This is a genomic window from Segetibacter koreensis DSM 18137 (genome assembly GCF_000374045.1).
Taxonomy (GTDB): domain Bacteria; phylum Bacteroidota; class Bacteroidia; order Chitinophagales; family Chitinophagaceae; genus Segetibacter; species Segetibacter koreensis.
In genome coordinates, this window is the sequence record NZ_KB893317.1 from 198,310 (window position 1) to 210,693 (window position 12,384).

At 37.0% G+C, this 12,384-nt stretch carries 11 protein-coding genes and 1 tRNA gene; 3 read left to right on the forward strand and 9 right to left on the reverse strand.

What is annotated here, in order from left to right:
• Positions 1-18 precede the first annotated feature (18 nt).
• The 4 genes from B154_RS30030 to B154_RS0106125 form a co-directional block, all read right to left on the reverse strand.
• A complete protein-coding gene (locus B154_RS30030) occupies positions 19-1,704 on the reverse strand; it encodes an FdhF/YdeP family oxidoreductase (RefSeq protein ID WP_245542558.1) in 1,686 nt (561 codons plus the stop codon).
• Between the two features lie 2 nt (positions 1,705-1,706).
• Positions 1,707-2,075, reverse strand: coding sequence for a DUF7009 family protein (locus B154_RS0106115; RefSeq protein ID WP_018612584.1), 369 nt, complete (start codon positions 2,073-2,075; stop codon positions 1,707-1,709).
• Complete coding sequence (gene fdhD / locus B154_RS0106120) at positions 2,072-2,914, reverse strand: formate dehydrogenase accessory sulfurtransferase FdhD (protein ID WP_018612586.1); 843 nt, start codon at positions 2,912-2,914, stop codon at positions 2,072-2,074. The genes B154_RS0106115 and fdhD overlap by 4 nt, the downstream gene beginning before the upstream one ends.
• 203 nt (positions 2,915-3,117) lie before the next feature.
• Positions 3,118-4,008: a metallophosphoesterase gene (locus tag B154_RS0106125; protein WP_018612588.1), complete on the reverse strand. Its 891-nt coding sequence runs from the start codon at positions 4,006-4,008 to the stop codon at positions 3,118-3,120.
• A 373-nt stretch (positions 4,009-4,381) separates the two neighbouring features.
• Between B154_RS0106125 and B154_RS0106135 the strand changes: the two genes are divergently transcribed.
• Positions 4,382-4,861 (forward strand): hypothetical protein, encoded by a 480-nt coding sequence (locus tag B154_RS0106135; RefSeq protein ID WP_018612590.1) that lies wholly within the window; start codon positions 4,382-4,384, stop codon positions 4,859-4,861.
• 96 nt (positions 4,862-4,957) lie between these two features.
• Here B154_RS0106135 and priA read toward each other — a convergent pair whose 3' ends face one another.
• The 5 genes from priA to B154_RS0106160 all read right to left on the reverse strand — a co-directional run bounded on the left by priA (position 4,958) and on the right by B154_RS0106160 (position 10,459).
• Positions 4,958-7,453, reverse strand: coding sequence for a replication restart helicase PriA (priA, locus tag B154_RS0106140; RefSeq protein WP_018612592.1), 2,496 nt, complete (start codon positions 7,451-7,453; stop codon positions 4,958-4,960).
• Positions 7,454-7,624: 171 nt separating this feature from the next.
• Positions 7,625-8,395 (reverse strand): lysophospholipid acyltransferase family protein, encoded by a 771-nt coding sequence (locus tag B154_RS0106145; RefSeq protein ID WP_245542559.1) that lies wholly within the window; start codon positions 8,393-8,395, stop codon positions 7,625-7,627.
• A 21-nt stretch (positions 8,396-8,416) separates the two neighbouring features.
• On the reverse strand, positions 8,417-8,713 hold the full coding sequence (locus tag B154_RS0106150; protein ID WP_018612596.1) for a putative quinol monooxygenase: 297 nt from the start codon (positions 8,711-8,713) through the stop codon (positions 8,417-8,419).
• Positions 8,713-9,540, reverse strand: coding sequence for an SAM hydrolase/SAM-dependent halogenase family protein (locus B154_RS0106155; RefSeq protein ID WP_018612599.1), 828 nt, complete (start codon positions 9,538-9,540; stop codon positions 8,713-8,715). The genes B154_RS0106150 and B154_RS0106155 overlap by 1 nt, the downstream gene beginning before the upstream one ends.
• A 112-nt stretch (positions 9,541-9,652) precedes the next feature.
• The gene (locus B154_RS0106160) at positions 9,653-10,459 is read right to left on the reverse strand and encodes an SDR family oxidoreductase (RefSeq protein WP_018612602.1); all 807 of its coding nucleotides are present in this window, start codon (positions 10,457-10,459) and stop codon (positions 9,653-9,655) included.
• A 171-nt stretch (positions 10,460-10,630) separates the two neighbouring features.
• Between B154_RS0106160 and B154_RS0106165 the strand changes: the two genes are divergently transcribed.
• Together B154_RS0106165 and B154_RS27830 are read left to right on the forward strand one after the other, a co-directional pair.
• Positions 10,631-10,703: transfer RNA gene (locus B154_RS0106165), tRNA-Lys, on the forward strand.
• 248 nt (positions 10,704-10,951) lie between these two features.
• A complete protein-coding gene (locus B154_RS27830; RefSeq protein WP_018612604.1) occupies positions 10,952-12,178 on the forward strand; it encodes a site-specific integrase in 1,227 nt (408 codons plus the stop codon).
• Positions 12,179-12,384: the final 206 nt, after the last annotated feature.

The following is a 12,384-nucleotide window of genomic DNA, read 5'->3' on the forward strand; positions in this document are numbered from 1 at the left end:
ACACTATTACCGGCTCGCTTAATAGTCAGATACCGGTTTCAATACTCCTTTTGACATTTGTACTACTCCCATTGAGTTTTCACAGGAAACAAAATGAACGGCGCCATCATGTTCATCTTTGTCAGAACGGCCGAGGCACGGTAGAATTAGTGCTTCTTTGCCGTGAACCAAATGGCTTCTATTCAGTTTGGTTGAAACATGAACAGTAAGGTCACATCTTCTCAATGCTTCTGCAGTGTAATTTGTGTCTGGAGTAGCAGATAGGAAATTACCGCCCATAGCAAAAAACACTTTGGCTTTTCCTTCAAACATAGCATGAATGGACTTCACAACATCATATCCATGTTCTCTTGGCGGATCGAAACCAAAGACTTTTTTTATCTGGTCGAGTAACGCCGGGTGTGGTTTATCAAATATACCTACCGTCCGGTCACCTTGTACATTGCTATGTCCGCGAACAGGACAAGTTCCCGACCCGGGTTTGCCAATACTGCCTTTAAGCAATAACAGGTTTATAAACTCACGAATGGTATCTACAGCATTTTTATGTTGCGTAATACCCATTGCCCAGCAAATAATGATCTTGGTTTTGTCTTTCAAAACCTCAACCACTTCTTTGATTTGATGCAACGAAATACCTGAAGCCTCAGCAAGATAATTTAGCTCGTATTTTTTTGCCTGCTCAATAAACTCTTGGTACCCTGCAGTATGTTCTTTTATAAATTCGTGATCAAATACCCTTCCCGGATTTCGTTCTTCTTCTTCTAAAAGCAGATGTTCAATAGCTTTGATTAAAGCCTGGTCGCCGTTTATCTTAATTTGTAAAAATATATCTGTAAGTTTTGTATCAATTCCCAATACACCTTTAAGTTTTTGAGGATTGCTAAAACCAAGTAGCCCTGTTTCGTGTAATGGATTTACAGATATTATAGTAGCGCCATTAGCCTTGCCTTTTTGCAATGCAGTAAGCATTCGTGGGTGGTTAGTACCGGGGTTTTGTCCTATAATAATAATTACTTCTGCTTCGTAAAAGTCTTCAAGCTTTGCCGATCCTTTACCAATACCGATAGCCTGAGCAAGCGCAAAACCAGAAGATTCATGACACATATTGGAACAATCCGGTAAATTATTAGTGCCGTATTCTTTGGTAAACAGTTGATACAAGAAGGCGGCTTCATTACTGGTACGACCGGAGGTGTAAAATACTGCTTCATTAGGGCTGGAAAGGCTGTTTAAATGGAAAGCTATTTTTTTAAATGCATCATCCCAACTGATGGGCCGATAATGGTTAGAGCCTTCATCCAAAAACATGGGTTGGGCAATGCGTCCATTTTTCCCAATATGATAATCATCAAGGTCAGATAGTTCCTTAACAGAGTGTTTTGCAAAAAAATCTGGCCGCAAGCTTTTAGTGGTGGCTTCGTCAGCAACCGCCTTTGCACCGTTCTCACAATATTCCGCAATTGCAGAACGATCGTCATCGGGATCTGGCCATGCACACGACGGACAATCAAAGCCAAGTTTTTGATTAAGCGCTAACAATGCTCTCACTCCGCGTGCAACACTCATCTCGCCAAATACATGTTGCCCACTGTGATAAACAGCTTTAAGGCCTGCAGCAACAGTACTAGGTTTTTCGATCTTTAAGTCTCTAAGCTCTTCGGGGTTTTCTGCTTTAGGCTCATCAATTTCCTCTTCTTTCATTGTTAACAGACCTTTAGAGGGTTTTCAAAATAATCGGATTGATCTTCTGTTACTGCAGCATCTATACATTTAAAATCTTTTTCCAGTAAGATATACAAATACTTTCCATTATTTAAAAGCATGTTATGATCAATGCCTACCAGGTCTGTAGACGACCACTGCTTTAACAAATCAGCAGGAACAAATAAAGTGAGGTTTCCACTGGTAAAATCTGCAGACATGGTTCCATCATGTTTGCTTTTTACAGCATAAATTAAAGTACTGTTTTCAAATTCAGTTCTTTCTTCAACGTAACCTTCTTTTGCAAACAACTCCACTTCTGATTTGGAGAGCCTTACGCGCACAGAATTACCCTTTATACGTATTTTCATAAGCTGATTTTTATTCTATGTGAGCCCGTATAGATATTAAATGCCTGATCCCTTAAAAAACCAATAAGCGTCATTCCAAACTCTTCTGCCATTTGCACTGCAAGGCTTGACGGTGCCCCTACTGCAGCCACAATTTTAATTCCTGCCATCCATGCTTTTTGTATTAACTCAAAACTCGCCCTTCCACTTAATAATAAAAGGGATTTATTTAGCGGAAGTGTGTTATCGATTAGGGCTGCGCCGATTAGTTTGTCTAATGCATTGTGTCGCCCAACGTCTTCCTTGGTTAGGAGTAAGTTACCGAAGGTGTCAAAAAGCGCGCATGCGTGCAGGCCGCCTGTATTTTTGAAAATTTCCTGTTGGGTTCGCAAAGTGAGCGGAAGCGAATAAATAATTTCAGATGGAAATTGGAAATTATCATTTTTTTCGACAGGCAGCCGGCAAACTGTTCTTACAGCCTCTATAGATGATTTGCCACAAACGCCGCAGCTGGAAGTGGTATAGAAGTTTCGTTCAAGCTTACTTAAATCAAGTTGCAGATCATCTTTTATTTCAACACGAACAACATTTTCATGTAGACCATTACAATGTTTAATGCCTATTATATCCGCGGCATTTTTTATTATTCCTTCAGTCAACAAAAAGCCTGTTGCAAGCTCAAAATCATTTCCCGGTGTGCGCATCGTCACAGATATACTCTTCTGAATTTTTTTTGCAAAAGCACTATAGCTTATACGTATTTCCAACGGCTCTTCTGCGGCAAGCATATCGTCTACTTTCTGTATGCCAGCAACATTTACTTTAAAAATAGATGTAGATAAAACTGGGCTTCTTACCATTTGTTGTAAGTTTTATTTAGAAAATTTACTTATGGAAAGTTCCGTTTTTTATTGATTGCCTCGCTTAATAATTTTTTTATCTATAATTCTTCATTATTTAAAAGAAGAAATACCATTTCGTCCATTCCTGTAACTTTTGCCTTTAATTATGCACCCGCCAAATGCTTTTTTTTAAAAAAAAATCTTAGTAGTCAAAACACCTATTACTGAATTAAGGCAATTTTAGTGGGAATTGAATCTAAACTATAGTATGGGTAGGTTATTTCATTTCCATGTACACTCACTATTCGAAAACCAGATGAATCTGCTCCTAATGGTTTACCTATAGGCCCTGTTGTAACTACTTTTAAATTTCTATAGCTACCAGTTGCATTTTTGTGGAGGTGCCCGGCAAATACATATTTTACTCCATATTTATTTAATAAATCGATATATTGCTTTCGCCGTTTAGACGGAATGTTGAAATATCCATCTTCTTCGTTAGGTTGATTAACAAACCAGGGAATATGTTCAAACACAACAATATTAGTGTTTTTCATTTTTGACCATTTTTTAAGAGTTGAGCGCAGCCATGCATCCTGCTTAACAGATTCTTCCGGTACAAGAGATGGATCAAAGAATAGTGATGAATTAAGAATTATCGCGTACAGGTTTTCATATTTGAAAGAATAAAAGTCTGCTCCAAAATTTTTTCGGTAATCTGTCAGAGACGATGCACTGGGCGTATTACCTTCATCGTGATTGCCTGCAACATTATAAAGTGGAATGGAAGGATCTAGCTTAGCAATGATTCGTTTATATTCGGCAATTTGAACCGTGTCTGCGGTACGGTTTACCAAATCGCCACAAACTATCACAAATGCAGGATGTAAACGATTAGCAGCCTCTATAGCTTTCTCAGCATTTATTGTCTCTTTGGCAAAACCGTGATTATCAGTAAACATTCCAAACTGGGGATCAGACATTTGAAAAAAATAAAACGGTTTCGCAGTACCTGCAATATGTGCAGATCTACATGCATACATAGCCGTAATCAAAAAAATAATTATAAAAAGATAAAATTTGTAAATAAAACTTTCTTTCTTAAAATTCATTTTAGTACTATTTTAATTAATTGATTAGGCATTGTCTCTTGCATCTGTTACTACTTTTGAAAAGAAATGCGGTTTAAGAATAAAATAAAGTTCTGAAGGCTTCATAAATTCTTTTTAAGCGTCAGTTTCAAATTATAATACATCTCCACAAGAGTTTGTTTTCCATTTCAAAGCTAAACATACCATATCCGGAAATATACCTACGCCTTATAAAATAGGTTCTTTCAGCGCTTCTAACATCACTAATAAAGTTTTTTGAAGCATTTTATTACATCCGCTATAATTCCTTTTATTCTCACTGCAAAAGAGCAAGTATTATTAACAGCAAGCAACCTTTTCTCTTAATTAAAAATCAAATAATAAAAACAATTGTATGAAAAAAATTTTACTATCTGCAGCGATTTTATTAGCATTAAATGTAAATGCTCAAAAGGTAAAAGATGATCACCTGTTTATTCAGGCTGGTACAGGTATGCAGGACAACATGATCCGTTTAATTAGCGATATTGGAGTGCAGATAAGGAATACGCACAGGTTTACTCTTTATGCTGAAACATTTCAAACGGAAAGATATAAGAAAGACGGGTTGGGTTACAGAAAATTCTTTTTGGGTACGCGGTATAGTTATATAATAAACCTGAGCGAAAGGTTTGCAGTAATACCTAATATGGGAATAGATGTTAGGTTAAGTGGATCGCAAATGATCTCGGTGAGGCCACAAATAGCAATGCAAGGGAGTATTGCAAAAAGAGTATCATTATTTACCAGTGCAGGATACCAGATATATAATACCGGATTAAGAAAGTATAATCCACGGTCACGTGTAGAAGCGGGAGTGAATATATGTTTCTAAAGATAGTGAAGGCTTTTTGAATACTAATGAAGGAATTGAGACTAAACGCCATTTACCTTTTATTCATTATTATTAAACCAGTAACAATTCTGATTCCTATACAGGATCAACATCTGGAATAATAGTTACACTGCGATATCTTTTATTAGATTGAATAATTGCAATTTGTTGCCAAATATCCTGTTTGCATTGTCTTATGAATTGTGTGTCTTTTGGCAGCTTCAGCAACAACTCAAACAGGTATTGGTTTCTTACACGGTTTACGGCTGGCTCGGCTGGTCCGTTAACAAAAGTTGGATATTTTTCAGTCAGAAACCGTCCTAAAATATTCGCAGCTTCTTCAGCAATATTCCTATCCTTGTGTTTACATATTAATTGAATAACTCTTGAATACGGAGGATAAAAAAAACGTTTTCTGTTTACAATTTCAAATGCATATAGTTCTTCGTAATTATGATGTTGTACAAATTGCAGCACGGGATGGTGGGTATTGCTTACCTGCACTATTACCTTTCCCTGTTCTTCGCGTCTGCCGGCTCGACCGCTTACCTGCTCCATTAGCTGAAAAGCTCTTTCGTTTACTCTGAAATCAGTAAAATTTAATATTCCATCCGCGTCTGCAATGCCTACAAGACTTACATGCTCAAAATCAAGACCCTTTACCACCATTTGTGTGCCGGCAAGAATATCTATTCTTTGCTGTTCAAATAATTTAATAAGCACGTCATGATCATTTTTTCCCCTAATGCTATCATAATCCATTCTTGCAATTTTTGCTTGAGGGAATGCTTCGGTTAAAACTTCTTCCATTTTTTCAGTCCCAAAATTCTTCTGCAAAAAATTATGACTTCCACATGCCGCACAGGTAAGTACCAAAGGGTAAACAGTACCACAGTAATGGCACTGAAGTTTGTTTTTCGCCTTGTGATAGGTAAGTGAAACATTGCAGTGTTCGCATTGTGGTATCCATCCACAAGTTCCACAAATCTGGTAGGGCGAGTACCCTCGCCTGTTCTGAAATAAAATCACCTGTTTTTTTCGTTGGAGTGATTGGTGTATGGCTTCCGTTAGTTGAGGCGATAAAATAATTTTCCCTTTATTTTTTGTAATGATTGTTTTTACATCAACAATCTCTATTAGTGGCATCTGTACATTCCCATATCGCTCTGTAAGCTTCACCAATCCATACTTACCTGACTTGGTATTGAAATAACTTTCGATGGAGGGAGTTGCGCTTCCAAGCAGCACCTTTGCATTAAACAATGAGGCAAAATAAATGGCCGCATCACGACCATGGTAACGAGGTGCAGGTTCCTGCTGCTTGTAAGATGAGTCGTGCTCTTCATCTACAATAATGAGCCCAAGGTCTTTAAAAGGAAGAAATAAAGATGACCTTGCTCCCAGAACGACTTTTGTTTCGCCTGTCTTTATTTTGTTCCATATTTCAACACGTTCATTCGGATTAAATTTTGAATGATATATGGTTATATAGCCTCCGAAATATTTTTGCAGCCTTCTTATTATTTGCGCAGTAAGTGCAATTTCAGGAAGCATGTATAATACTTGTTTTCCTTCCTTAACAGCCTGTTCAATAATTTTTATGTAAATCTGAGTTTTGCCGCTGGATGTAACGCCTTTCAGTAAACAAACTGGTTTGTCGTTTAAAATATTTTTCACATTATCTGCCGCCTCAACCTGTGCGGGAGAGAGTTCAAAATCTATCTTTATATCTTTTGGCAAAGATGGAAGACGGTCAATAGATCGTCTTTCTAACCGTAAAATACTTTTATCGGCCAGGCCTTTTAATTGCGCGGCTGTTGCATTGGCTTTTTTTAAAAGATTTGTTTGCGTCACTTCTCCTTCTGTTTTCTGCAAATGCAGGTAGGCAAGAAGTAATTCCAATTGCTTCGGCGCTTTATTTTTACTCCACTCATTCAAAAGTTTTGCAAGGTTTTCTTCCTGATGATACTCAGCATGAAGATGAATATATGTTTCCAGCTTTTGTTTGTATGTTTCTTTTAAAGCTTCCCATACTATACAAACTTTTTTTTCAATCAGTCTTTTTATAACCGGGTATACATGAGAAACATCTAATATTTGCTGTACCTCACTTAACTTTAGTTCTTTTTTTAGTAAGAGCGCTTCCGCTACAAGATATTCTTCGTCATTTAAAGCAGAAAAATCCTCACCATATTCTTCATTATAAGCTAACGTACTTTCACTCGATAGTTTTAAATGTGATGGCAAAGCTGCCTGCATGACATCTCCCTCGGTGCACATGTAATATTCTGACATCCATTGCCAAAGTTTCAACTGGTTTAAATAAACCAATGGCTGTTCATCAAGCACGTTCAGAATTTCCTTTGGTTCAAATGATGGCGGTTTATTCGTGTGAATAAACTTCACAATACCTGAATATTTCTTATTTTTTAATTCTACTTCCACCCTTGAACCTAGCTGTATATTTTCTTGCAAACGTTTTGGTATCGCCCATGTATAGTTTCTCGGTAGTGCAAGTGGAATAATTACTTCCGCAAAGACGGAAATGTCTTTGTCATTATTGAAAAGAAGAGATTTTGTAGTGTCGGGCATGGCTATAAGAACACAAAATAAGTTGAATTATACTAAATGAAAGTCTGCCGTTATAGAATTTAAGGTCCTTATAGCAATTTTAGGACGATCGACAGTTCTAGCTCAATGTAAAGCACCTTTCACAATTATAGCTTCAAAAACCAATCAGTCAAGAACAAACATTTTTGCTTATCACACCTCCTCAGTTTGTAAATGGTACTTTCGATATCGCCTTAATCCGGCTGTCATAATTTCATGTACTTTCTGTTTTAATGCAGGCAAATCTTCCATTGTCATTCCTTTAACCGAAACTTCATTCATAAATACTACTCTTGAGGGACCTGGAGTTAACGAAAAAATATTTTTATAGGATAATCTTTCAACAGTATCAATAAATAGTAAGGGTTTGATGTTTGTTTCTGTTTCAATCGCGATTCTAAATGCGCCATCATAAAAATCTTTGAGTGGAGCACCAGTTTCGTTAAAAGTGCCTTCGGGAAAAATAAATATAGAAACATGCTTGCTAAGAAAATATCGCATTTCTTCTATGCTTTTAGCCCTGCGTTCAGCATCTCGCCGGTCTACCAGCACCGTCGCACTTCTATAGATAAAGCCAAATACCGGAACTTTTGCCAATTCATACTTTGCAAGCACTCTTACCGGCTGTGTTATGGCCATAAGAATTGGAGGAATATCCATATAAGAAATATGGTTTGCCACAAACACATATTGACTGGCAGAATTATGTGGAGCATCATAAATGGTCTTATGCCTCACACCAATAAAAAAATACCAGAGATAGCCCCATGCTCTGCAAACTTTATAAACAAAATTACCACCTTTAATTTTTCCGAAAAAGGACGCGACTACAACGAAAGGAATGGCCGCAAACATAATGATGACGAATAATAACAGCGCATATACGCAATACAACCATTGAAGCGGCCTCATCAAAGTTTTCATGTAGTGCAAAAATAGTGAGCGTTAGGGCAACACCACAAGTTTATCTACTGACCAGGCTTCGGCTTTTGCGGCAAATAATAGTTTGGTCTGCCGCCATGTTTCTTTAAAAAAAGCTGAATTACGATAGTGAGATAAGGCTGCTTCATTGAGCCAGAGGCTATAAGTAAAAAAGATGTTGGTATCTATATTATCCTGCCATAACTCAAGATGGCAACAACCATCAAAACCTCTTATTTTCTCTTTTCTTTCTTCAAAAAATTCTTTGAACGTTTTAACAGCATCTGCTCTAAATGTCATCTTAACAACTCTTACAAGCATTATTCAAAAAATATTTTTACGGTTTGGTAAAACCATTTGTTTTGCAACGCTATACTTTGTTTTTGCATTGCTTCCGAAAAACCCTGCAGGCCAAAAAGACCCGCTGCATTCCCTTTATTAATAGCAATTTCAAGATATCCTGACGAATTGAAAAAAGCTACCTTTTCGCCTTGCGGAACACAGGCATATGTTTCACTAATTGTATCAATTACTTCATCCCGTTTAAAAACAATTTTAAAGCGGCGGCCATTTCTTTCGCGGTCAAAATCTTCTTTTGTAATGTTTACTATTACGTTTTCAAAATTATCTATATACAAAATTTGTCCTTCCATTGTAGTAGGGCTATTCACATATTTAAGCCTTAGTTTTTCTACTATCGTTACACCGGACTCGCCTATATAATCCAGATCTTTTCCTGCTAAAATTTGCCATAAAGCATTGGCAATAACCTGTGTGCATACAAGAGTAGTAGGCCGTTCATTTTCGGGCAAAGGCAAACCAACAACTTTTTCAGGTTGACCATCAATGATCATTGTTAATAAGCCATTGTCAGCACAGGCAATAAACTGTTTGTTGTGATAGGCCAACAACATTTGTGTGGGTTTCTGGTCAAACATATTTACCAGCACAATGTGAAATGTACCGGGAGGAAAATGTCTGAAGGCGCTATCACAAAAGTATGCCGCCTGCGGATAATTGAAGGATGAAAGCTGGTGCGAAACATCAACAATAGTAAGACTTTCACTCACACTGTATAACTGACCCTTAACGGCCGCTACCACGTAATCCTGCTGACCAATATCGGTAGTTAAGGTAATTATAGACATACTTTTGTTCTTGTATCAACGCTACTGCTTCTTAAATATATTTTTATTCTATTTGTTGAATTTGGTTCTTTTAATATATCTAAACCCATATTATGCTGAACTGGTTCTTTTGCTATTTTACCAGCTTTCCATTTTTGAAATAAAACTTCCTGACCAATTTATCGGTAAGTGAAGGTAAAAACCTGTTCATGAACACCGTGCGCAACCCCAAAAAAGTAAGTACCATTGTTCGCTTTTTTTGCTCTATAGCCTTTAAAATATAACTAGCGCATTGCTCCGCACTCATCATTTTTTCCTCATCCATTGGGTTTTCCTTTTGGGGCTCTGCATTTTTATCTAAAGCCACATTTCGAATATTGCTTGATGTAAAACCAGGACAAACCCACATTACATTGACACCATCATCCATAACCTCGGTTCTTAATGCTTCCAAAAAACCATTAACAGCAAATTTACTGGCACTGTAGCCGGTTCTGCCCGGCAATCCTCTAAACCCTGCTATGGACGAAACACCAATAACAGAACCTTTATTTTTGGTAATTTCAGTGAGGGCAAATTTTGTACAATATACAGTACCCCAAAAGTTTACATCCATTAAAGCCCGTAAAGTATCCAGTTCAACTTCGCTAAACAATGCACGCATAGAAACCCCTGCATTATTTATTAAAATATCAATAGTGCCAAAAGTTTTTATAACAGAGTCAATAAATTTACGGCAATCAGCTTCTTTACTTACGTCAGTAGTCACAACATGCAATGGTCTTCCTGCCTGAGACGTTTGCAGCTCGTATAACTTTTCATAATTGCGTCCACAAGTTGCCACCCGTGCTCCTTTCTGCAACAAAAGTTCAACCAGCGCTTTACCAATTCCACCGCTTCCCCCGGTCACAACAACAACTTTATTAGCATAGTAAGACATAACTTGCAGATTGAATTTGCAAAAGTAACAGATTGCTCTTTATAAAACTTTAATAGGAATATCTATAAGAAACGAAAAATGTTTTACAAAAAATTTGGCAGGTAATAGTCGTAACCCTATTTTTGCACTCCGAAAACAAAAAGGGCAGTTGTTCCAAACTTGTTAGAGGAAGATTCCGTAGCTCAGTTGGTAGAGCAATACACTTTTAATGTATGGGCCCTGGGTTCGAGTCCCAGCGGGATCACAGATAGGTAGTCAAAATCGCTTAAAACCTCATAAATACTATTTTTATGAGGTTTTTTTATGGGAAAATCTTTCAGAATTGCTCAAAAAAGCACAAAGTAATCGAGAGTAAATCGAGAGTCGGGATTTTGAAAACAAGTGACTCTCGATTGTTTTAATAACTCCCTGTATTTCAACCCGTTCAATTATTGAACATCTTGCTCATAGCTCACTTTGATACTAATTTTAATAACCGCAAAAATTAGTCGAATGAACAAGAGCTTTAAAATTCACTTTTATTTAAAAAAGCCAAAAAATTATACCAATGGGAAAATGCCCATTTATATGAGATTAACTGTAGATGGTCAAAGAATAGAAGTATCAACACAGAGAGAATGTGAGCCATCAAAATGGAATAAGCAATCTGAGCGGGTAATTGGCAAAAAAGAAGAAATAAACCGATTGAATAGCCGATTGGAATCGTTGCTAAGTAGAATTTATGTAGCTGAAAAGGAACTATCTCTAAGCGGAGAAATAGTTAGCGCTATCGCTATTCGTGATAAATTGATGGGAAAGGAAGATCAGGGAAATATGCTTCTCAAAATTTATAAGCACCATAACCAGGAATTTGAAGAGTTGGTTAAAAGAGAACAGTTCGCGATTGGAACTTTAAAAAAGTTTAGATCTGCTTATAATTCTCTCCATGCTTTTATAAAATCCAAATACAAAGCGGAAGACTATCCTGTTTCAAAGATTTCTCACCAGTTTTTAGCTGATTATGAATTCTATCTAAAAACAACGGAGAATAATCAACACAATTCGGCAATGACAAAGGTGAAGAAATTAAAAAAAATAGTTCGAATATGTGTCGCTAATGGGTGGATGAAACAAGACCCATTTAAATCTTTTAAGGTAACTACGGCAGAAACACACCGAAACTTTTTACTGGAATTTGAACTAAAAAAGATACATGAAAAGCAATTTATTAACCCCCGATTAGAACTGGTCAAAGACATTTTTTTATTCAGTTGCTACACCGGCTTATCATATTCTGATCTGGCTAAATTAACGCCCGATGAAATTGTTAAAGGAATTGATGGAAAGTTATGGGTATTCACTTCACGCACTAAAGTGGACACACTTTCAAGAATTCCATTACTGCCGGAAGCATTGCATATTATAGAGAAATACAAGTGTCACCCCAAAGCGATAGCCAATAAAGTCGTGCTGCCTATTCTTTCAAACCAGAAGATGAATTCCTACCTGAAAGAGATATCTGATTGTAGTGGTATAAACAAAGAATTGACCTTCCACTGTGCCAGACATACCTTCGCAACAACAGTTACGTTAACGAACGGTGTACCAATTGAAACTGTAGGTAAAATGCTTGGTCATAAAAGTCTTCGCACAACAAAAAGAAAAGTATCCGCGAAGCCCCCAATCAAAGCCCCGCATTGTAGTCCTTTTGCGGGGCTTTGTGGTATACTTTTGGGTTGACCGACGTCGCCGTAAGTTTGCTATTGGGAGGTAAGTATCACTTTTCTTTTTGCCGTTATTTTGGTTTTAGTTTTAGTTTTTTTTTCTACCGCTCTTCTTTTGCAACAGTTTATTTGCGAGCAAAAGAGAGCAGTTTTTAAAATTACCTTTTTCATCCTTTATTTACTCTTTTAGCATATCCTTTTTTTGTAGAGGCACATAAGTAT

Bases quoted from the DNA above. Each gene is read 5' to 3' on its own strand.
- B154_RS30030 (WP_245542558.1), bottom strand. From the start codon at position 1,704: ATGAAAGAAGAGGAAATTGATGAGCCTAAAGCAGAAAACCCCGAAGAG.
- B154_RS0106115 (WP_018612584.1), bottom strand. From the start codon at position 2,075: ATGAAAATACGTATAAAGGGTAATTCTGTGCGCGTAAGGCTCTCCAAA.
- fdhD (WP_018612586.1), bottom strand. From the start codon at position 2,914: ATGGTAAGAAGCCCAGTTTTATCTACATCTATTTTTAAAGTAAATGTT.
- B154_RS0106125 (WP_018612588.1), bottom strand. From the start codon at position 4,008: ATGAATTTTAAGAAAGAAAGTTTTATTTACAAATTTTATCTTTTTATA.
- B154_RS0106135 (WP_018612590.1), top strand. From the start codon at position 4,382: ATGAAAAAAATTTTACTATCTGCAGCGATTTTATTAGCATTAAATGTA.
- priA (WP_018612592.1), bottom strand. From the start codon at position 7,453: ATGCCCGACACTACAAAATCTCTTCTTTTCAATAATGACAAAGACATT.
- B154_RS0106145 (WP_245542559.1), bottom strand. From the start codon at position 8,395: ATGAAAACTTTGATGAGGCCGCTTCAATGGTTGTATTGCGTATATGCG.
- B154_RS0106150 (WP_018612596.1), bottom strand. From the start codon at position 8,713: ATGCTTGTAAGAGTTGTTAAGATGACATTTAGAGCAGATGCTGTTAAA.
- B154_RS0106155 (WP_018612599.1), bottom strand. From the start codon at position 9,540: ATGTCTATAATTACCTTAACTACCGATATTGGTCAGCAGGATTACGTG.
- B154_RS0106160 (WP_018612602.1), bottom strand. From the start codon at position 10,459: ATGTCTTACTATGCTAATAAAGTTGTTGTTGTGACCGGGGGAAGCGGT.
- B154_RS27830 (WP_018612604.1), top strand. From the start codon at position 10,952: ATGAACAAGAGCTTTAAAATTCACTTTTATTTAAAAAAGCCAAAAAAT.